General features: G+C 45.0%; 17 protein-coding genes. 8 read left to right on the top strand and 9 right to left on the bottom strand.

Annotated elements, in window-relative coordinates:
• Window positions 1-1,469: insulinase family protein (locus JNK13_04815; GenBank protein MBL7662058.1), on the bottom strand; the 1,469-nt coding region annotated here is incomplete at its 3' end.
• 6 nt (window positions 1,470-1,475) lie between these two features.
• Complete coding sequence (locus JNK13_04810; protein ID MBL7662057.1) at window positions 1,476-3,008, bottom strand: insulinase family protein; 1,533 nt, start codon at window positions 3,006-3,008, stop codon at window positions 1,476-1,478.
• An 81-nt stretch (window positions 3,009-3,089) separates the two neighbouring features.
• Between JNK13_04810 and JNK13_04805 the strand changes: the two genes are divergently transcribed.
• Genes JNK13_04805 through JNK13_04795 form a run of 3 tightly spaced genes read left to right on the top strand, consistent with a single transcriptional unit; the run spans window position 3,090 to window position 4,821 of the window.
• The gene (locus tag JNK13_04805) at window positions 3,090-3,968 is read left to right on the top strand and encodes a hypothetical protein (GenBank protein MBL7662056.1); all 879 of its coding nucleotides are present in this window, start codon (window positions 3,090-3,092) and stop codon (window positions 3,966-3,968) included.
• Between the two features lie 20 nt (window positions 3,969-3,988).
• Complete coding sequence (locus JNK13_04800; GenBank protein MBL7662055.1) at window positions 3,989-4,285, top strand: 4a-hydroxytetrahydrobiopterin dehydratase; 297 nt, start codon at window positions 3,989-3,991, stop codon at window positions 4,283-4,285.
• Window positions 4,286-4,299: 14 nt separating this feature from the next.
• Window positions 4,300-4,821, top strand: coding sequence for a nucleotidyltransferase (locus JNK13_04795; GenBank protein MBL7662054.1), 522 nt, complete (start codon window positions 4,300-4,302; stop codon window positions 4,819-4,821).
• A gap of 248 nt (window positions 4,822-5,069) precedes the next feature.
• Here JNK13_04795 and JNK13_04790 read toward each other — a convergent pair whose 3' ends face one another.
• Window positions 5,070-6,587 (bottom strand): aldehyde dehydrogenase family protein, encoded by a 1,518-nt coding sequence (locus tag JNK13_04790; protein MBL7662053.1) that lies wholly within the window; start codon window positions 6,585-6,587, stop codon window positions 5,070-5,072.
• A gap of 133 nt (window positions 6,588-6,720) precedes the next feature.
• Here JNK13_04790 and JNK13_04785 point away from each other — a divergent pair, with 133 nt between their 5' ends.
• The 4 genes from JNK13_04785 (at window position 6,721) to JNK13_04770 (ending at window position 10,971) form a co-directional block, all read left to right on the top strand.
• Complete coding sequence (locus tag JNK13_04785; protein ID MBL7662052.1) at window positions 6,721-8,091, top strand: L-lysine 6-transaminase; 1,371 nt, start codon at window positions 6,721-6,723, stop codon at window positions 8,089-8,091.
• A gap of 329 nt (window positions 8,092-8,420) precedes the next feature.
• Window positions 8,421-9,206 carry a hypothetical protein gene (locus JNK13_04780; GenBank protein ID MBL7662051.1) on the top strand — a complete coding sequence of 262 codons (786 nt, stop codon included), beginning with the start codon at window positions 8,421-8,423 and terminating at the stop codon, window positions 9,204-9,206.
• A gap of 235 nt (window positions 9,207-9,441) precedes the next feature.
• Window positions 9,442-9,810 (top strand): hypothetical protein, encoded by a 369-nt coding sequence (locus tag JNK13_04775; GenBank protein MBL7662050.1) that lies wholly within the window; start codon window positions 9,442-9,444, stop codon window positions 9,808-9,810.
• Between the two features lie 312 nt (window positions 9,811-10,122).
• Window positions 10,123-10,971: a M48 family metallopeptidase gene (locus JNK13_04770; protein ID MBL7662049.1), complete on the top strand. Its 849-nt coding sequence runs from the start codon at window positions 10,123-10,125 to the stop codon at window positions 10,969-10,971.
• Between the two features lie 21 nt (window positions 10,972-10,992).
• On the opposite strand, the gene JNK13_04765 is transcribed toward JNK13_04770, so the two are convergent.
• Window positions 10,993-13,824, bottom strand: a complete 2,832-nt coding sequence (locus tag JNK13_04765) for a choice-of-anchor D domain-containing protein (GenBank protein MBL7662048.1) — start codon at window positions 13,822-13,824, stop codon at window positions 10,993-10,995.
• 585 nt (window positions 13,825-14,409) lie between these two features.
• On the opposite strand from JNK13_04765, the gene JNK13_04760 reads away from it, so the two are divergent.
• The gene (locus JNK13_04760; GenBank protein MBL7662047.1) at window positions 14,410-15,591 is read left to right on the top strand and encodes an ATP-binding protein; all 1,182 of its coding nucleotides are present in this window, start codon (window positions 14,410-14,412) and stop codon (window positions 15,589-15,591) included.
• A gap of 198 nt (window positions 15,592-15,789) precedes the next feature.
• On the opposite strand, the gene JNK13_04755 is transcribed toward JNK13_04760, so the two are convergent.
• From JNK13_04755 to JNK13_04735, 5 genes are all read right to left on the bottom strand, one after another.
• Complete coding sequence (locus tag JNK13_04755) at window positions 15,790-16,332, bottom strand: hypothetical protein (protein ID MBL7662046.1); 543 nt, start codon at window positions 16,330-16,332, stop codon at window positions 15,790-15,792.
• A 12-nt stretch (window positions 16,333-16,344) separates the two neighbouring features.
• Window positions 16,345-16,926: an HDIG domain-containing protein gene (locus tag JNK13_04750; protein ID MBL7662045.1), complete on the bottom strand. Its 582-nt coding sequence runs from the start codon at window positions 16,924-16,926 to the stop codon at window positions 16,345-16,347.
• A 7-nt stretch (window positions 16,927-16,933) separates the two neighbouring features.
• Window positions 16,934-17,311 (bottom strand): hypothetical protein, encoded by a 378-nt coding sequence (locus JNK13_04745; protein ID MBL7662044.1) that lies wholly within the window; start codon window positions 17,309-17,311, stop codon window positions 16,934-16,936.
• Window positions 17,312-17,465: 154 nt separating this feature from the next.
• The gene (gene topA / locus JNK13_04740) at window positions 17,466-20,123 is read right to left on the bottom strand and encodes a type I DNA topoisomerase (GenBank protein MBL7662043.1); all 2,658 of its coding nucleotides are present in this window, start codon (window positions 20,121-20,123) and stop codon (window positions 17,466-17,468) included.
• Between the two features lie 34 nt (window positions 20,124-20,157).
• The gene (locus JNK13_04735) at window positions 20,158-20,673 is read right to left on the bottom strand and encodes a hypothetical protein (GenBank protein MBL7662042.1); all 516 of its coding nucleotides are present in this window, start codon (window positions 20,671-20,673) and stop codon (window positions 20,158-20,160) included.
• Between the last annotated feature and the right edge of the window lie 45 nt (window positions 20,674-20,718).

Raw genomic sequence — 20,718 nt, 5'->3', positions numbered from 1 at the left:
TCAAAATCAACTTCGTAGATTGGGTATTGAGACCCGAGTTCACGACTTAAGTCTTCTGGGCGCAGATTACCCACAACAACAGTAACAAATTTCTCAGGATGCAGGTACTTGCGAGCAATTTCTTGGACATCACCTGGTGTGACTAATTTTGTTTTGCGAATATAATTACGGTCGTGCCCTTGTGGGAATCCATAAAAATCAAGCAGTGCTTGCCGCCTGACAGTGCCGGAAACATCATCAAAGCGAAAAACAAAGCTTCGCAAGTCACCAACTTTTACTTTTTCAATATTGTCTTGCGGAGGGAGAGTTTCGCGTGTCGACCGGCTGATATCATAGATTGCACTAAGTGCCGGAATAACCTGTTCATTTCTTGTTCCAAGAGAAATCGAGAAAATTCCACTTTCTGTTGCCGGGAAAAACCCTCCACTAACGTCATAGGCAAGGCCGCGCTTGTCGCGAATTTCAGAGAATAGAATGCTGCCAAATGCAGACAGGCCAAAATAATTATTGAAAATATTCCGTGCAAACATATCGGGCATTAAACGCTTAGGCCCACTATGTCCAATGTCGATCACTGCTTGTGGAAAATCCTTACGCACCAGGTAAATGCCAGGTGCTCCAACTGGAATTGCAGCAGGGCGTTCAGCGGCAATTGGCGCAGCTGTAACTTTCCACTGCCCCAGTGTTGCTTCAAGTTTTGCTCGAATTTCTGCAGCTGAATCTGGGGCTGAAAGTGCTAGAATCGCACCTTGAGGATTAAGTAATTTTTTTGCATTTGCCCGCACGGCATCTAAAGTAATCGAGCTTAACGATACCTGCGAGGCTGACCTGCCATAAATCGAATCTTTACCGTAGTAGATTTCAGAAAAGGCAATGCCCGCAATTGTGCCGGGACTTTCATTACGCAGTTTAATGCGATCAATTGCAATCTTACGTACTAATTCAAAACGCGCAGCATCAAAACCCGGGTTACTTAAGAGTTGAGTATAGAGTTTCAATACCCGGTCGGTATCTTCACTCAAGGCACTAAAACTAGCCGAACCACTCTCATCGCCAAATGAAACTTCAATCGAAGCTCCAATGTCATCCAGCAGCTGATCAAATACTTTAGGGTCAAGACCAGCAACTCCACCTTCTCGAATTGCCGATCCGGTGACAGCCGATAGTCCGATCTGATCGATCGGGTCATCCAAACTTCCACCACGGAATAATAGCGATCCTGAAATGAAAGGATTAACTTGATCTTGCAAATAGAGTACTTTGGTTCCATTGGATAGCGTAAAACGTTCAGGTAGTTCTGGAACAAAGCTCAATGCCGAATGCTTGTCCGCTCTTTGCAGTGCGCACCCACCGAAACCAACGCTGCAGACGATCGCAAGCAGAACAAAGAATATTCCTCGAACTGGAAGCGCTCCGGATCCTGAACAACAGGGGCGTTGCTTAAAGAATTGTTGATACTTTCCTTTCATCTTCGATTACTCGCTTTTACTTTTCTGCTGTGGAATGATTTTCCCGACAGTGCGGTTAGAAATTGTGAAATATTTTTCGGCGATTTCTTGAATATTTTCAGGCTTAGCAGCGAATATTTGCTGATAATACTCAAATTCCTCTTGCCAGCGGCCCCATAAAACTTCAGAACTCGCCAAGCGATAGGCAATACCTTCATTGCTCGTAAGCGACCCAAGTAAATTGACCGCAACCTGACGCTTGGCGCGGTTTAACGAATCGTTGGTAATCACTTCCCGCTTCAGTATTTCCAGTAAATTTTGAATTTCATTTACAAGGCGATCAAGGCTAATGCCTGGTCGAGGACGCGCTTCCACGTAGAAAATCGGGGGGAACAAATTCCCCGGCGCCTCACCCGTACCAACGCTGAGTGCAATTTGCTTGCGTTCCACAAGCTCGCGATGGAAAAACGAAGTGCGGTTACCGCCGAGTAGTTCATGGAGCAAGGTAAAGTACCCATCGTCGGCAGTCGGGAACTTTGGTTTGTGATAGGCAATAATCACCTGCGGCTCCGCATCAAAGGGCACATTCACTCTACGTTCCGCAAGCTGTCTTGGTTCAGGTTGATTAATCTGCGGAAGCGGAGTAGGCGGGTTTTTCATTGCGCCAAAATACTTTTCGATCAGGGTTTTCACTTGGGCGAAGTCTAAATCTCCTGCTAAGGCAATCACCATATTGTCTGGGCGATAGTAGGTAGAAAATAATTGCGCGACATCACTTGCCTTCAAATATTGAATATCTTGCTTCAGTCCAATCACAGGTAGGCCATAGGGATGCACGCGGTAAGCAGTTGCTAACAATGCCTCATACAATTGCCCGCCCGGGTTATTACCAAAACGCATACGACGTTCTTCCATCACAACTTCGCGTTCTTGATAAAATTGTCGAAAAACTGGGTTAGCAAAGCGGTCGCTCTCAGTCTGGCACCAGGTTTCGAAAGCCTCGCTTGGTAAGCTAATGTTGTACGTCGTCGTATCTTTGGAGGTTGCGGCGTTAAAATTACTTGCGCCTAGTTCTTTATACAAACGTGAATAAGCATTCTCAATCCAAATTTCTTTTAACTCAGCAGTCAAAGCTTGAAATTGAGGATCCGTAGTGACATTCTTTCTTGGTTCAACTTCAAAAGCAAGCTTTTCGATTTGCTCAAGGAGTAATTTTTCTCTGGCGTAGTCTTTAGTGCCAATTGTCGTTGTGCCCTTAAAGGCCATATGCTCGAGCATGTGCGCGGCCCCAGTTTTGCCGCGCTTTTCATCTACCCCTCCGACGCGGACATGAATTTCTGCAGCAAATACAGGCGCAGTACGTCGTGGGTAAAAAAGTACGCGCAACCCATTAGGAAGGGTATACTTTTCCACGCGAGTGGAAAATTCTTGGTAAACTCGATTGAAGGTGTCAGACCCAGAATCAACTGTTGACGTTTCTGCTCGAGAAGACTCAAGCATTACGACAAAAAGCATAACCCCGATAAAGGACCGATAAAGTAAGCGATATATTTTGTGCATAGGTATTTCTATAAGGTAAGGTATAGCCTATTCACAGGGTAGTGCGCTAGACTTGATTCGGCTATTTTAGGTTATTAAATTATGAGAACGCGTCTTAGAAAATTTATTGGCATTGTCTTAATTCTACTCGTCACTTCTGGCTATGATGCCTGCGAGGACGATATTGATTTAAGTAATGGTAGATCGTCCTCTTCAAGTTCATCTTCAAGCTCAACTTCAACCTCGAGCTCGTCGTCCTCGACTTCAACATCTTCTAGCTCCTCCTCATCTTCGACAAGCACATCTTCGAGTAGTTCTTCATCAAGTAGCTCCTCCTCGAGCTCGACAGGTTCGACAAGTGCCTTCAAGTCACTGGGCTCCAACTTTGACCCCGGAAATTCAAATTCAGGAAATGCTAGCGACAGCGACGCTGACGGATTAAGTTACACAGACGAATTATCTTATGGCACTGATCCAAATAAACCTGACAGCGACGGTGATGGTCTCACCGATGGCTATGAAGTAGAACAAGGGTCCGATCCCCGTGATCCTCAAAGCGCAACAATCAAGGGCTTAGCTCGAGTTCAAGAGCGCAGTGGACTGCTGATTACCACAGCAAATGATTCCGACGGCGATGGCGTGACAAATATTGTGGAAAATGCGCTCAAAACAAATTCGCAAATCATCGACACTGATGCCGATGGCCTGAGCGATGGTTGCGAATTACTAAATAATACAAATCCCATAGTAGCCGAGGGCCATGTCGAGCTCGATGCCGATGCTGATTGTCTTTTTGATTCTACCGAAAGAACTTCCGGAACAAACCCAGAGCGCAAAGACAGCGATCAAGATTTAATCAGCGATGCCAATGAATTACTTGTCGGATCGGACCCGCGGTTCCCTGCAAGCATTAGTCAGGGCGTGCTTGATGGATTTCGTCAAGCGCAGATTCGCAAAGGTGGCAAGTTTAAGTTCGAATAGCCAAGCAGGGCGAGGTTGCAATGCAAGCCAAACTACTTACACCTCAGGTTGTCAAAGAAGCATTAAGCGAATTACCAGGCTGGATCATTGTTGAGGGACATCGACTAGAAAAGAAATTTTCGTTCCCTGATTTTTCTTCTGCCCTAGCTTTCGTCAACACAGTCGCTGAAACCGCAGAACACATGCAGCATCACCCGGAAATTCATTTAGCCTGGGGCAAGGTTAAAATTCAAATCTGGACGCACAGCGCAGGCGGTATTACACAAAAAGACCTGGATTTCGCAGCCAAACTTCAACCACGGCAAAAGTTAGATTAATTTGCTAATCAACTATGGAAATTATTAATGTAATTGGCGATCGATCGGCACAAAAAAATTTAAGATTTATCCTAGTTGGAGGCCATGCCATCAATTTACTTGGTCTTTCGCGACAAACTGGCGATATCGATTTGATGATTCAGAATTCAGATCGTGATGCATGGAAAGACTTGTTGCAAGACTTGGGCTATACACTGGCGAATGAACAAGACGCCTTCTGTCAATTTGAAGGCCCTAAAATAGAGACCTGGCCAATCGATTTAATGTGCGTATCTGAGAGTACTTTTGAACGCGTTTTAAGCCAATCAACGAGTTTTCAAATCGACCGCACAGATGTAAAAGTTCCCCATCCCAGCATTTTTATTGCGATGAAATTACACGCGATCAAGAATAATCCTACCCGTGAAGATAAAGATTTTAGCGACATCATCAATCTCATAAAAATACACAATATCAAAGCCGATGATGATTTTAGACAATTATGCCTAAAATATGGTACAGTTGAGCTTTATGAGCGCATTAAATCAAAAACCTGATCAAGAAATTCCAAATAAGTGTAAATATGATTTGGACTTAGTGCTTCCAGATGGTAAAAATTTCAACTCTAAACTGGTATCGATTCCCTTCAAAATGATGTTCAAACTAAGTCAAGAACGATTGTCTTATGTAAATGGCATTCCCGGAGCATTCGAACGCCGCAAAAGAGAGATGTGCACTGTGCCATTCGAGTATTGATAACTGTCTAGAGCGTTTCACGTTTTGCTAGATAGAATCGTGAATTGCTCTAATCACCAAATTTAATCCCTTGAGCCAGTGGCAACTCACTTGAGTAGTTAATTGTTACCGTTTGACGGCGCATATAGGCTTTCCAGGAATCAGACCCCGCTTCACGGCCCCCACCAGTTTCTTTCTCGCCACCAAAGGCCCCGCCGATCTCTGCCCCAGAGGTACCGATATTAACATTGGCAATCCCACAATCTGAGCCCTGCGCAGAGAGAAATTTCTCGGCGCTTTGCATGCTGTTTGTAAATACTGCAGAGCTTAACCCCTGCGGCACGTCATTTTGGATCGCAATTGCCTGAGCCAAATCGTTAACCTCAATTAAATAAAGAATCGGCACGAAAGTTTCTTCATGGGTAATCGACATACTTTGCGTTGCCTGGACAAGTGTTGGTGCCACATAACAATTCGATGGCAAGCCAGCTAAAATTTCCCCGCCAACCAAGATTTTTCCGCCCTCTTGCTTAATTCGCTCAATGGCAGATTGGTAAATTGCTACCGCATTTTCACTGACTACTGGACCAAGCATCGTCCCCGCAACAAATGGATCGCCAACTTTAACTTGGCGATAAGCATCCGTTAAGCGCTTGGTAAATTCAGCAGCAATCCCTTTTTGCACCAAGACGCGTCTGGTCGTAGTGCAACGCTGCCCCGCAGTGCCAACTGCCCCGAAAAGCACTGCACGAAGTGCGAGATCTAGATTCGCATCATCTAAAACGATTAAAGCGTTATTGCCGCCAAGTTCCAGCAGAGACCGACCAAAACGTTCGGCCACAACCTTGCCCACAGCTTTTCCCATCCGACACGACCCGGTTGCGCTAATTAAGGGAATACGTTGGTCCGCAGCTAGCGTCTCCCCTAGAGCCCGCTCTCCAGTAACCAGTGTAAACAATCCCGGCACCCCGTGCTTAGCAGCTACCTCTGCTGCGATTTTTGTTGCAGCAATCGCTGTCAGTGGTGTTAATTCCGAAGCCTTCCAAATCACTACGTCCCCACAAACCGCTGCAATCAGTGCGTTCCACGACCACACAGCAACCGGAAAATTAAATGCCGTAATCACGCCGACTAAACCCAGCGGATGCCACTGCTCGTACATTCTATGACTTGGCCGTTCAGAATGCATGGTTGATCCATAAAGTTGGCGCGATAGTCCTACAGCATAGTCTGCAATATCGATCACTTCTTGCACTTCGCCGAGCGCCTCCTGCAGGGGCTTACCCATTTCAAGTGTGATCAGCTCCGCCAGTGGCTGTTTATATTTGCGGAATTCATGCGCAAGCTCGCGCACAATTTCACCACGCTTAGGAGCTGGCATCGAGCGCAAAGTAGTAAAACACTGTTGAGCGGTTTGAATCACGGTCTCGTAATCGTTAGGAGAGGTTGTGATAACTTCAGCGATTTGTTGGCCCGTCACCGGAGAGACAACGTTAATCGTTTGAGATTTACCGCTCAACCATTGCCCACAAAACGTTCCGCTCAAATTCGTGTTCGAAATATTAAGTGCAGTGAGTATTTTATTCATAGACTTAAGTCCTTAAAGCGCTTGTACTTTTTAGCTGAGTCGGGGATACTCATTCAAGCGTCTAAATATAAAGCCAAAACAATAGGGAAATAAGGTAAAATAATAGGCAATTAGCATAATTCAGGTTTCTTTTATGGGTACTGTTCACAGTTTAAAGACAAATACAACTTCTAGTGCAAACTACACTTCGACTTCGCCAAGAGATGTAATTAGCCAAACTGGAAAATATATGCTGGCTGATGTGTTTAATATCGTACTCGATCTCGACAAGAGTCACGGCAACCGCCTGGTCGATGCTGCCTCAGGACGGGAATATCTAGATTGCTTTTCGTTTATTGCCAGTAATCCGCTGGGCTATAATCATCCAGCATTATCCGACCCGGAATTTGAAAAAAAATTGCTTCGTGCGGCAAAACTTAAACCTTCAAACTCTGACCTCTGGACGGTTGAACTTGCAGATTTCGTAAGCACATTTGCCCGCGTGGGAATTCCCGCAGAGTTACCGCATTTGTTTTTGGTTGATGGTGGAACGCTTGCAGTTGAAAATGGTTTAAAAGCAGCCTTCGACTGGAAGGTGCGTTTGAACTTTATGCGTGGCATGACTCAAGAGCGCGGCACGAAAATCATCCATTTCAAAGAAGCTTTTCATGGTCGCTCTGGTTATGGACTCAGTCTGACAAACACTGCTGACCCAAAGAAAACCAAATTTTTCCCCAAGTTTGACTGGCCTAGAATTAATAATCCAAAGCTAAGTTTTCCAGTCACTGCAAATGTGATCAACCAAGTCAAAGCTGAAGAAGATGCGGCAATTAATGAGATTCTCTCGATTTTAAAGACTGAAGGCGACGATGTCGCGGCAATCATCATTGAACCAATTCAAGGCGAAGGCGGAGATAACCATTTCCGCACTGAGTTTCACCAAGCACTACGACGTATTGCTGATGAAAATGATCTGCTCTTAATCTACGATGAAGTTCAGTCTGGGGTTGGTTTAACCGGGAAATTTTGGGCCTACCAGCATTATGGAATGACGCCCGATATTTTATGTTTCGGAAAAAAGATGCAGGTCTGTGGGATTCTTGCTAGCCCGCGCATTGATACTATTCCCAATAACGTCTTTGTAGAAACTTCAAGAATTAACTCAACTTGGGGTGGAAATTTAACTGACATGGTTAGAGCAGAGCGATTTTTGCAAGTAATTGAAGCAGAGGGGCTGGTGCAAAATGCGGCTACTGTGGGCAAGGAGCTTTTAGCTGGATTAGAAGCACTTGAGGCAAAATATCCTCATCTTGTTTCGAATTCACGTGGCAAGGGATTAATGTGCGCCTACGACTTACCGACAACAGAGCTGCGTGACAAAGTTACTGCTGGCGCGATGGATCGCGGATTAATTGTTTTAAAATGTGGCTTTCGCTCAGTGCGACTACGACCAACGCTTACTTTTTCAAGTGTGGAAGTGAAGGAAGTATTAGGTATTTTCGAAGAAATCATTAAAACCCTCTAGAAAGCTCTTCCAGCCGAAGAATTGATTTATTTATCAAATTAGTGCATAATTGCGCCTCTTTTTCCCTGTCCCTAAAGGGTCTGTCGCGAAATGAAATTTCGTTACGAGAATTGTAGATTTTGGGCGAGACAAGGAAGGGTCTAAAAAATCTGAGGCGTGTAAGCTTGCGACACGTCGCAAGATTTTTTATGGGGCCCCTGACGCAGTCGCAGCCAAAATATGCAATTCGCAGTAGAAATTTAGTTTCGCGACAGACCCCCAAGGGCTGCCACAATTTCAATACGAGTAGAAGTGAATCCAAGTTCGCTCTTCAATAGCGAACTTCACTGATGACCGCATTGGTTCATCAAGGTTTTAAGGCTTCGGCCAACAACCAGATAGTCCATGCTGTCAGGAAAAAACAAATGGCAAAACATCTAGAAACTCCTGCATTGCCACCGCAGGTATCGTTCCAGGTCCACATGGGTGGACTTTCTCACGGCGCTGCCAAGCGCATCGCCGCTCTCAACAACGACCTTCGAGAAAACGGAGCTCACCGCTCCCTTACGCCCGAATGGCTGGTCATGGCTTGCAAAGACTCCGCACTAGTTGTCTCTGTCAGCACTCCGATGGAGGGTTTGATCGGTTTCTCGATCATCTTCACCGGCGAGGGCTTCATGATGCCTGAACAGGACGAAGAGTTCGCGGAAGAGGGCATCAAACAGGATGATGGTCGTTACTGGATGCCGCTACAGCCTTGGCACGAGGAAGTGAGTGGGGCTACGGGCATTGCTGTCGAAGACCTCGCCTATCGTTGGTTCACGTTGATCCATCCAGACTTTCGCAACATGTCCATCGGAAAGATGCTGCGCTTGATGGTCAACTCCGCGTTGAAGGACGCTGGATACGAAGGAACCTACTTCGACATGCGAGTCGACGTGCCTGCTGACTACGAGCCCAGCGACGCAATCGCCAACGAGTGGTCAGAAATCACCGGGACCGCGCCTAAAAACGAGGTCAGCTTCGGTTTCTGGCATGACAAGGCCAATCCGATCAAAGGCCAGAGCGTCGACTGCGTAGTCGATGGAAAGGGCATGCTCTTTCAACGCTGGCTTGATTACCTGACAAGGGCTTAACCACCCGACCGCATGAGACTTAGAGACTTGGTTTTTAGCTTTAATCAGCTATTCAGGTTCAAAAGACTTTGTGCGGTCATCAGTGAAAATCTAATAAAAAATACGAGTAGAATATTTTGAAAACATAAAATCATTAACTGCAGATGAATCATTAAGGTTTTCTCGCCCTAAGCACTTTCAAGCGTTGAGTTGAACAAAAATTCAGTTCAGCGCTTGGCGCTTTGAAGGAGCAAACATGTATCTAATAGCAACAGCAACCGAACTGCGAGAAAAGTTATCGCGTACTGGAATCACAGTTTTTTACATTTTTCCGTCCGACTTTTGCGAGCTGAACCGTCGTCTCGACTGTGATGTCTGTGATCTCTTTGCCCAAACAGCAGAAGAACTTCGGGCTTCACCCGATATCGATTTCTACGAGATCGATGCCGCAAAAGTTCGTGCCGGTTCCACGTCTGAGGATCTCGAATTCTTCGCCGATCACGATCTCGAACTCGATAGAGCTTGCGTAGTGATCATGAACAACCAAAAGGTTGTCGTCACTATTAACGAAAGTGGCTTGCCGCAACTGCAAGACGTAGTTAAAGCAACCCTCGGCGCAATTTAAAGCTCTACGCTAGAACTGCATGCGAAGATAGGTTTCACTGAAGGGATCATTTGTGTGCAGTTAATAATTTCTATGTTTGTAGATTAATAAAGATTCCAGATATATCAAAACAAGCAGTTTGTGTGCCTATCAAGCAAGGCTGCTCTAGCCTTGCTTGTGCTCAAAAGCTGCGCCTAAGGACCAAAACATTGATTTCATCCGCTTAATATATAAGGCAATAATCTTTCCAATATTAAAGATCTAGAGGGGATAGATTTCTTAATTCCATTCATGTAATTTCCCCTAGGCAAGGAAAAAATCTTTATGGAAAACATGGAAACATACGAGAACTCCCCGTACCCACAGCAACGTCGCCGCGGATTTAAAATCCTGCCCTTGATGCTCTTCGGCTTGTTCTTCATCTACTACTATTATTCCAACCAAGAAGTAGTGCCAATTACCGGACGCAAACAATTGGTTGATATGAATCGTGAGCAAGAAATGGCTCTGGGCTTTAGCTCCTACCAACAAATTCTACAACAAGAACAAATCATTGAAAGCGGGCCTGAAGTCGATACGATTCGTGAAATCGGCAAACGTATTGCCGCCGTCACCGAGGACCCAGGCTTTGATTGGGAATATAATTTAATCCAGTCTGATCAAGTTAACGCCTTCTGTCTCCCTGGCGGTAAAGTCGCAGTTTATACGGGCATACTTCCTGTCGCGGAAAATACTGACGGCTTAGCAGTGATCATGGGGCATGAAATCGCTCACGCGATTGCTCGTCACGGAGCTGAACGCATGGCACATCAGAAGCTTGCACAATTTGGACAACTCGCCTTAGGCATGTCGATGAGTGAAATGGACGATGGTCAAAAGCGTGCCGTGATGGGCGCCTTTGGCCTGGGAGCCCAATTTGGAGTGCTCCTGCCGTTCTCTCGCAGCCATGAATCGGAAGCAGATTACATGGGACTGATGTATGTAGCCCGTGCATGCTTTAATCCTGAAGAGGCTCCAAAACTCTGGGAACGCATGGCAGCTGCACAAAAAAGCCAAAAACCTGCAGAATTTATGTCAACGCATCCCAGCGATGAGACGCGGATTGAAAATTTCAAAAAATGGATGCCCGAAGCGCTCGCGGAACGAGAGAAATACTGCTCCCCAGCTCAAGGCAGTAAATAAGGTATACTTACTCTCGCACTACTACTGCCTAACCGGGGTAGAGAATCGATAGTCGTTAGCCGAGCGTTGACGGACGATGTGTGCCGTAAGGGTGTTATTCGTAGCGGCATCAACTGTCACTACACCGTAAATATCATTCACGTCATTAGCGCAGGCGTTATAGCCAGCTGTCCCATTGGCGGCTAAGTTAATCACATGTCCACTTAAGACTGTCGTTCCATCGTAGCGTTTCATGCCGACTGTCGCCGTTGTGGCACTGGATGAAGCATTCACGATCTCCAATTCACACGACTGCCCCAGAAACGTATTGTATGAACCCTTAAGTCCTAAGCCTAGTGCTTGCTTGGCTGGAGTTGCATAAACATAGTTAATACCGAGAGACGCTGTGCGTCCGTATTGCATCGCCGCGGCAACTACTCCTTGACTTGTAGCACCGTCAATCTTGGCGCTACCAAGCGAGTTTACAATCACTCCATCAGCTACTAAGTGTGCTGAACCATAGGCTGGCAGATTTAAGTTCTGTGTTCCAAGTAATGCTCCAGCTCCAGAGTAAAACTGCACTACTATCGCCTGACTCGAAGATGTGGCATTTCCGACTTCTAACACCGCCGTGCTATTTCTCGTATCAATCGGCACAATTAAAGCTTGGCCAGAGCCTCTAATTCCATCTAGTGACATGGCCGCGTCAAAGCTATCAGCCAGCGTTGGATTGTCATAAAAATAACGAGTCGAGCGCATTTGGAATAAGGCGTTAGTGTTATCTGGTCTCCATTCAATCATTCCCACAAGCGTTAGTCCAAACTGATGTCCCGAGAAATCCCTGCGTGCTCCAGCTGGCAGAGTTTGCGTATCGGTGGCAAGCACTGTTCCTGCTTGCGAGTAGTAGTAGATTGTCCCAGTTTGAGCTGAGCCTTCCAGATTCGTCACCTGCACCCAGTTTGCTACAAAGTTATTAGCATCAGCAGGATCTAAACTTGGCTGGTAAGTGTTAAATAACACATACTGTCTACCTTTGAGTGCATTATTAAACGGCAGTGTGAAAGCAAAGTCATAACCCGTTGAATTCGGACGATAGTAAGCAATGCGCCCGTCCATATCTCCGTCTGTTCCATCGTGTGCAGAACAAACACGACCATAGGAATTATCAATAAAGCCAGACATATCATGAACAAGCACATCTGTTTGTGCGCCTGAGAGCACAGAACCATTTTGCGAGCTCTGGCCAACACCGTTAATGTTATAAATGGTAGTTGTAAAACCACGTGTAGCAACTGACAGGTTTACATGCTCAAGAATATTAAACATATCTAAGAAGCCGTTCCAATCTGAGCAGAGATTTGTGCCCAGCACTTGCAAGAAGCTTCCGGCATCAAGAGGATCGGTGCCATCAACTCCTTCCTGTAAGTCGCTTACTCCATCATTGTCATCATCTGGATCGGTGACGTCTGGGTCTCCGTCTCCATCAGTGTCTAAGAGGCCAGTACCTTGAATTGCAAAGTTATAGGGGTTTTCGTCAGCGTCACTATTGTCGATAGATACTGTAGCAGTACGCAGTCCTACTGCATTTGGGTCAAATATCACGTGGAATGTTGTGCTATCACCAACTGTGACGGGAGTTGCTGGGTGTACACTAACTGTAAAATCTGAAGCATGGGTTCCACCGATTACAACTCTTGGGTTGCCACTCAGACTAAGATTGAAATCGCCCGTATTTTCAATGGTAAATATTCGAGTCACCGTGCCCAGTGCCGAAGAAATAGAACCAAAGTCTGTATGATCAGTTAATGATGGCGTTGCATCACCATCTACAATAGATGTTGCATTCCCTAGTAGATCCATTTCTGGTGTTATAGAAATAGAATCAGTATAGACATTGACTGGAATTAATAGTCCGTTTGTCCAGCTTGCAAGTAATTGTTCTTCGGATACTGGCAAAGGAGTAGTGACAAAGGAATTATTACCAACTCCATACATGGTTGTCGGATTTGTGTCCCAATCACTGGAATTATATGGAGCAACGCCTTTTTTATAAACGATATCGTTTGATTCAATCCAGAATGCATACAAGTCGCCGGTTGTCGGATTGATTGCCAGACTTGGACTTGTCACTCCTCCGGTTGAGCGCAACATAACTGAAGTTTGCCAGCTTGATCCTGAATCATCATAATGACGATAGATTATATCATCATCGGTATTTGTATAGATCATGTGCACGTCGCCGGAAGTATCTGTCAGACTTGAGATTTCAGTACTTGCATCACTATCAACTGCCACCGCCAATCCGTATTTGGAAAAGTAATGTGAACCAGATACACCAGCTCCAAGAGAGGTAAAAAACCCTCCGACGTATATGTCACTGCCTGATACTGCTAGGGCATAGACGATGCTGTTGAGCCCACCTGGAAAACTGAACCAACCGAAATCTCCACCCGTGTTAGCACTTGACCAACTTGTCCCGTTAAAGTGAAAACCAACAACGTTTGGTGCATCAGTGTTCATTAATAAATACATCTCTGAGCCAGTCTGCGGCATGATTACAATGTCTTTTAACAGGCTTGATTTACGGCCGACGGCGGTTGCAGTTTCAAACGTAGAAAGGTTACCATTTGCAGCATTTACCGACCGCGCTGTGAAGGCCTGCAGGTGATCCAATAATTCATTGCCAGTGTCTTTGACGCCAGCAACCCAGAGTTTGTTGTTGCCATCAATCGAAATACTAGGTTTTTGGTAATGGTCTGTCGAAGACGTACCATCAAATACAGTTATTTCTGATTCAAAGCTGATTGAACTGGTAGCCAGTGTCCCGCGGCGGAGAATAATGTCATCTAAATTCGCCTCGCTGGATAAAAACACGTAGGCAGTGCCAGAGATGTTTTTGTAAACGACAGAAAAATTTTGTGTGCTATAGGGCTGCGTGCCTGCCGACGTCCAATTCTGTCCGTCGGTAGAATAAGAATATTCAATTGCCGAACCATTGTTATAAAAAGCCCAATGGCGGTTATTGACCTGATCAAAAAACGTTTTCCGTTGGGCTCCATTAGCAGTCGCTTATAGAGAATTTGAAGTGTCAATCAGATACGGTTGAGCAAATAAACTATTGGTAAAAGTAAAAAAGAAAAGACTAAGAGAAATAAAGAGAATTCTGTTGCGCATAAACAAATGTCCTATGACGTTAACCTCAACAATTGGCCTGACGAGATCGGCACTTATGAGATTATGTAGGATGCATTAAACCAATAAGTGAGTCTATTTTTTTGAATAAAATTATCTATGAAATACAATATGTTAAGTAAAAATAACTAAGTTGTGATTGGCCAGGATTACTATCCACTATGTAAAAGCTAGGGGCATAAGTTGGACCGCGTTTCAGTGCTACTTGAGAAACATCACGATATTTTTCTAGTTGCACCGAAATTATAAATATGTAACTATATGTAAATGCGATATATTTTAAAAGATTTAGACAAATTTTCTGATGATAAATTTGTATTGTTATCAGGGCCACGGCAAGTTGGCAAGACCACTATCGCCAAAGAATGGTTAAGAACTCATACTTTAAAACAAAAAACCGGGATTTATCTCAATTGGGATATTCCACTTGATCGTGCAAAAATACTTCAGCAAAGCTTTCTAGATCCACTTAAAGCATCGCACATAGTTTTTGATGAACTTCATAAATACCAGCGTTGGAAGTCACTGCTCAAAGGCTTATATGACGGTCATCATCAGTTATTGAAAGTTGTAGTAACAGGTAGTGCCAGACTAGACGTTTTTCAAAAAAGTGGTGACAGCTTATTTGGCCGCTACGAACGCCTGCGTCTTCATCCATTAACAATTGGAGAACTAGAACATGGGAAACTCTTGGCGCCTCCAAAGTCATGGATTGATCTTGAAGTTAAATACTCTAACCCATCGCTCTGGAAGCAATTAAGCTTGCGTAGTGGATTCCCAGAACCATTCTACAAAGATGATTCTTTACAACACAAGCGTTGGTCGACTCGCCGCCGCAGCTTACTGATTCAAGAGGATCTCCGTGAATTATCTCAATTTAAAACCCTGTCATTGATTGAGAATTTAGCGCTGTTACTGCCTGAAAGATGCGCTCAACGCTTGTCAATTAATGCCCTGCGTGAGGAATTGAACGTAGCACATGACACCTTGAACTCTTGGCTTGATGCTCTCGAACGACTATATTTTTGCTTTCGACTGTCTCCATACTCAACAAAAATCGCACGCTCGATTCGCAAAGAGCAAAAACTATATCTCTGGGATTGGTCCCAAATTAAAGACCCTGGCGCGCGTTTTGAAAATATGGTTGCAAGCCACCTGCTAAAGTCTGTCGATGCCTGGAATGATCTGGGCTATGGAGAATTTAGGCTGCAGTACTTGCGCACTGTCGACAAACAAGAAATCGACTTTATTATTACAGCTGACAATCTGCCGGTAGTTGCTATTGAAACAAAACTTTCACGAGATGACCCCAGTCCAGCATTTGAAAAACTCGGCAATTACTTGGAAAGCATTCCTAAAATTCAGCTTGTTGAAAAGCCAGGAATTGATAAGAAATACAAATATTGTCGAGTAGTTTCAGCTGATACTTATCTGAGTAGATTGAGCTAAATAGCCGCTGACTTGCTCAACGTTCTTAAAGTTTAATGCATCAACGTTGCAAACGTTGAGCAAGCTAATAATATAGTTTCTGAAGAGTTATAGGCGTGTGATCTTTTTCATAAATTCAGCCCACTTAGGACAGTAGATGATCAAAAATCAGCCTTATAGGCGCAGATTTTTGATATTATTTATGATTACTACTTAGAGTTAGCTTTTGATTCGGTAAATCTCGGGAAGATTTGAATTCTCGTTACAGTCATCTAGTCCGTAGCCAACAAGCCAATCGGGGCCATGAAAGGTAAGTCCATAATCGGGCTCAAACACTCGCTCTTTACCAGTATCACGTAAGATCAAAGCTATAGTGCGCACATCAAACGCTTGTTTTGATTTTAAGAGCTGTGAAATCGCTGCAAATGTTTTACCCGACTCACAAATGTCATCCAAAACAATTACTCCGCGGTCTTTAATTTCCGCTTCAAACTTCGAGAGCTCAACGACCGGAGCTTGGGAATTATCGAGCTGCGAATAGGATTTTGCCCCAATAAAAGAAAGCTCACAGGAAACCCCCAACTCACGTAAAAAATCTGCTGCAAAGAAAACGCCTCCACGGAGCACTGTTAGTGCAAGCGGAGCATGATTTGTACGGTGCAGTACCCGGTTTGCCCAGGGACGAATTGTTTCGGCCAAAGTATGCACGCTGGCATGAATTTGTGATTTAGAAAAAACTAGTTCGTAGTTTTGTGGGATCATAGGCCATTCAGACTAAAGGCCATTTAAGCCAAGTGCCGGAGCAACTTCACGCATGGCTTGGATCACGTTTCCAATGTGCGTATCTAGTTCAATGCCTAGCTCTTGCGCACCCTGCATCACGTCGTCGCGGTTAACACCACGGGCAAAAGCCTTATCTTTCATCTTCTTCTTCACTGAACTGACTTCAAGAGTATGTAGTGATTTATCAGGGCGAACATAGACACTTGCAGTCACTAAACCTGACAATTCATCGACGGCAAAAAGTGTCTTCGCTAACTGAGTTGTGCGTGGGACATTCGTATAGTGCGCATGGCCCAAGATCGCTTCCAGCATTTCTTCGGGGTACTGCTTGTCCCTTAAAATCTGGACACCAGCAAAAGGGTGCCCAGTTGGTTGATTGTCTGCAGAAAATGGTTCAGGAAAGCGCTCGTAGTCAAAGTCATGCAACAAGCCAGTAATTCCATAATAGGTCTGGTCGACTTGAAATTCCCGGGCATACCAACGCATGCAGGCCTCAACCGCCAGGGCATGCTTAATTAAGCTATCACTTTTCGTATACTCAGTTAGGAGCAAGTACGCATCATCACGGTTCATAACCAGCTTAGTGTCCGTGTTGATTGGTCGGAGCATGATCTGCCTCTTTACTTTTGTCTGTGCCAGCATGCACTACTTCTTGGCCAACTAGAGACTCTTGTTTTACCTGGTTGTCCAATGACTGTTCGGCATGTGCTAAATTTGCGCGGTGGGCACGCTCATCAACACGCTCAGCAGCAAGTGAATAAATCGCGTTACGATTTTCGCGATAGGCCTGATAATCAAGAAACTCAGCGTTATTGTCGTACATCCAGCGGTCGGTTTGAGAAAATGTGTAAGTTGCGAAACTACCGATCGCTAATACTGCAACAAACCAAACTAAGGCCCAGCGTTGAGTTGGACCAAATTCGCCGCAAGGATCTTCAATTGAAATATTTTCAGCCATAGCTACCTTTAATAAACTCTCGGGAAATCTTATAAAATTTTTCTGCTGAATGAGCAAATCAAAGTTAAATTTCGCGATCTTTTTGCCCGCGCAGGACAAGCCCTACGCTGATTTTAAAGCAAGCGCGATGGTGCGTAGCTTTAGTTTGCCAAAATTATTCAACGATGTTGGCATCCGCTTCAGAACTAGCTTTCGGTTTTTTAGATTTTCCGGTCGACTTTTTTGTCGCAGCTTTATCCGATCGCTTACGGGACTTTTTCTGCACTGGACCTTTGGCTGCGCGCTCATTCAGCAAATTCACAGCTTCATCGAGTGTTAATTCTGTAACGCTCATACCCTTACGCAACGAAGCATTAATTTCCCCGTCACTGACATAAGGACCGTAACGTCCCTCAAACAGAGAAATTTTCTTTTCTGTAACTGGATGAACGCCAACTTCGCGTAGTGCCTTCGGCTTAGTCGGGGCCCCACGTCTAGATACTTTTGGCTGTCTTGCAAGCTCTAGCGCCTGGTCAAAATTAATTGTCAGGACATTATATTCAGCGTCTGCTGGAATACTACGATACTCAGATCCACATTTGATATATGGGCCAAAACGTCCCACAGCTGCAGTAATCACTTCACTGTTATCGGGATTCGTTCCTAGTGTGCGCGGCAGAGCAAGTAATTGCAAAGCGAGCTCGAGCGTTACATCAGCCGGTTGCATGCCCTTTAAGAGTGAAACCATTTTGGGCTTTTCTTCCCCTTCCCCGCCACTCTCACCACGCTGTACATATGGGCCAAAACGTCCAGTTTTAACATAGATCGCTTTTGCTGTTTCAGGGTCAGTGCCAATTGATTCTGGCCCGCGCTCTGCGCTCTCGATTAAAGTTTGCGCAGCGTCTAAGGTTAGTTCGTCAGGACAAAGCCCTTCGGGAATACTGGCGCGTGCAGTGCCATTTGAAAGAAATGGTCCATACTTGCCAATGCGCACTTCAAGCTTATCACTATCCTTAAGTGGCATTCCGCAAACTTCACGCGGGTCAATATCTTTTTCCCCACTTTGGACAAGGCCTTTGAGTCCCGCATGTCCATTGCCGAAATAAAAATGTTTTAAGTAATCAACGCTTCCCGCCTCACCACGCGAGATCGCATCGAGATCATCTTCAAGTCGTGCTGTAAATTCATAATCGAGTAATTTTCCAAAGTGCTTTTCCAACAACCCAATTACAGCCAGCGCAGTAAAAGTTGGCACTAGCGCGTTGTTTTTCTTAAATGCGTAATCGCGGCTTAAGACTAAATCAACAACTGTCGCCCAAGTACTCGGTCGACCAATCCCACGTTTTTCGAGTTCCTTAATTAAACTACCTTCCGTATAGCGAGCAGGGGCCTGAGTTGAGCGTTCTAAGGCCTCGTACTGACCTCGACCTAAATTTTCGTTTTTTGAGACCTGCGGTAAAATTCGCTCTTGGTCGGCAATGTCTGCCTCCGGATCATCTGAACCTTCGACGTAAGCCCGTAAGAATCCTGGAAACTGAATCGTCTTTCCGCTGGCGCGGAATTTTGCCTGATCAACGTCGACTTCTACTGTGATGTATGTCCCAGTAGCGTCTTTCATTTGGCTGGCGACAGTGCGCTTCCAAATCAATTCATAAACTTTAGCTGCTTCAGGTCCAAGTTGATCACGCACAGCCTCAATTGACGTAAAGGCATCGCCAGCCGGACGGATCGCTTCGTGAGCTTCTTGGGCATTTTTCACGGACGTCTTATAAATGCGCGCCTCATTCGGTAAATAGTCTTTGCCATACGAATCGCGGATTAAATTTCGCGCAGCATCGATTGCTTGCGTTGACAAAGTCACAGAGTCGGTTCGCATGTATGTAATTAAACCGTTCTCATATAACTGCTGAGCGATCTGCATGGTGCGCTTAGCAGAAAGGCGTAACTTGCGGTTTGCTTCTTGCTGCAATGAGCTCGTCACAAAGGGCGGTGCAGGTCTTTGCGTAAAAGGTTTTTCTTCAACGCTTGAGACCGTGGCGTCAGATCCAGCTAGTTTATGGACTAACTTTTCTGCTTGTTCCTGGTTAACAACGGTAACCCCGATTACAGGCGCGCCAGTATTGGGATCAAAATCCTTGCCAGTTGCAACTCGAGTTCCAGCTAAGTGTGTAAGCTCCGCATCAAAAGCTTCGCTACCCTTGGCAAAAGTCGCACGTAAACCCCAGAAAGCTGCCTTCTTAAAGGCAATGCGTTCGCGTTCGCGGTCAACCAATAAGCGCACGGCAACACTTTGCACGCGACCAGCACTTAACCCTGCCGCCATTTTTTTCCAAAGTAGCGGGCTGATTTCATAACCATAAAGTCGGTCAACCAGGCGGCGCGTTTCTTGGGCGCGCACAAGATTTTCATCGATATCACGCGGATGCTCGATTGCTGCTTTAATTGCTTCCTTAGTAATTTCGTGAAAAACAAGTCGCTTTACTGGAACTTTTGGCTTAAGCGTTTCCAGTAAATGCCAGCTGATTGACTCTCCTTCACGGTCTTCGTCCGTTGCGAGATAGAGAATTTCGGCATCTTTCAGGGCATTTTGTAAGTCTTTGACGCTATCTTTTTTGCCCGCAGGAACCACATATAAGGCTTCAAAATCATTGTCGACGTTAATACCTAAACGCGACCAAGGCTCTTTTTTTACTTTTGCAGGAATCTCAGCAGCACTTGTTGGCAAATCCCGCACGTGACCGAAGGAGGCTTTAACAACATAATCTTTACCAAGAAACTTGGTAATGGTTTTTGCCTTAGTTGGTGATTCAACGATTACTAACGACTTTGACACTTAAGACCCCTTATTGATTCCTTGAGCAGCGCCACTATTTAGTAGGCTGCGCTGTTGCAGGTGGATCAATCGGCTGTGGTAGCGAAAGTTCACTAGCAAGAAATTTGTATGATCGAGCAACGAATAAACCAAACGTTGCAGCAGAAACTTTTTCACCGCGAAGCAACTTGTCAGACATGCTTCTTAATTGACTTGATAATTCACCATAGGGAGGTTGCGAACCAGGCGAAAGCTTACCTTCGAGATTCATGTAGGCATCTAGAACTTGATCCATTTTCGAACTGAGTGTTTTCGCATCAGCCTCACTCTGCAACGAACTAAATAAATTTGTCATTGCCAGTTCAACTTGTTTTGCCAGTGGAATAAGTGGATTAGTCTTGTAGGAGGTATTGCTCAGTGCAGAAGAAAACTGATCGTAGTTTCTCTTGAGCAAGGTGTCTACGCTAGGCGCCTGTCCTCGAGACCACCAATAATTTGTGTCGCAACTTGCAAGAGTTGTTAAAAAAGCAATAATAAGCGAAATATGAAGGTGTCGTTTGAAAGCTTTCATGCTACCTGTGTGTAAATAATTTGAGGTGATTAGGTAATATATTGG

The sequence above is a fragment of the bacterium genome (assembly GCA_016786595.1).
GTDB lineage: Bacteria > Bdellovibrionota_C > UBA2361 > SZUA-149 > JAEUWB01 > JAEUWB01.
The sequence above is the reverse complement of the archived record's forward strand: the minus strand, read 5'-3'. Positions and strand labels throughout refer to the sequence as shown.

What these genes read in the sequence shown, in the direction of transcription:
- JNK13_04760 (MBL7662047.1), top strand. Translation starts at nt 14,410, where the DNA reads ATGCGATATATTTTAAAAGATTTAGACAAATTTTCTGATGATAAATTT.
- JNK13_04770 (MBL7662049.1), top strand. Translation starts at nt 10,123, where the DNA reads ATGGAAACATACGAGAACTCCCCGTACCCACAGCAACGTCGCCGCGGA.
- JNK13_04795 (MBL7662054.1), top strand. Translation starts at nt 4,300, where the DNA reads ATGGAAATTATTAATGTAATTGGCGATCGATCGGCACAAAAAAATTTA.
- JNK13_04790 (MBL7662053.1), bottom strand. Translation starts at nt 6,587, where the DNA reads ATGAATAAAATACTCACTGCACTTAATATTTCGAACACGAATTTGAGC.
- JNK13_04775 (MBL7662050.1), top strand. Translation starts at nt 9,442, where the DNA reads ATGTATCTAATAGCAACAGCAACCGAACTGCGAGAAAAGTTATCGCGT.
- JNK13_04750 (MBL7662045.1), bottom strand. Translation starts at nt 16,926, where the DNA reads ATGAACCGTGATGATGCGTACTTGCTCCTAACTGAGTATACGAAAAGT.
- JNK13_04745 (MBL7662044.1), bottom strand. Translation starts at nt 17,311, where the DNA reads ATGGCTGAAAATATTTCAATTGAAGATCCTTGCGGCGAATTTGGTCCA.
- JNK13_04735 (MBL7662042.1), bottom strand. Translation starts at nt 20,673, where the DNA reads ATGAAAGCTTTCAAACGACACCTTCATATTTCGCTTATTATTGCTTTT.
- JNK13_04810 (MBL7662057.1), bottom strand. Translation starts at nt 3,008, where the DNA reads ATGCACAAAATATATCGCTTACTTTATCGGTCCTTTATCGGGGTTATG.
- JNK13_04785 (MBL7662052.1), top strand. Translation starts at nt 6,721, where the DNA reads ATGGGTACTGTTCACAGTTTAAAGACAAATACAACTTCTAGTGCAAAC.
- JNK13_04800 (MBL7662055.1), top strand. Translation starts at nt 3,989, where the DNA reads ATGCAAGCCAAACTACTTACACCTCAGGTTGTCAAAGAAGCATTAAGC.
- JNK13_04805 (MBL7662056.1), top strand. Translation starts at nt 3,090, where the DNA reads ATGAGAACGCGTCTTAGAAAATTTATTGGCATTGTCTTAATTCTACTC.
- JNK13_04755 (MBL7662046.1), bottom strand. Translation starts at nt 16,332, where the DNA reads ATGATCCCACAAAACTACGAACTAGTTTTTTCTAAATCACAAATTCAT.
- JNK13_04780 (MBL7662051.1), top strand. Translation starts at nt 8,421, where the DNA reads ATGACCGCATTGGTTCATCAAGGTTTTAAGGCTTCGGCCAACAACCAG.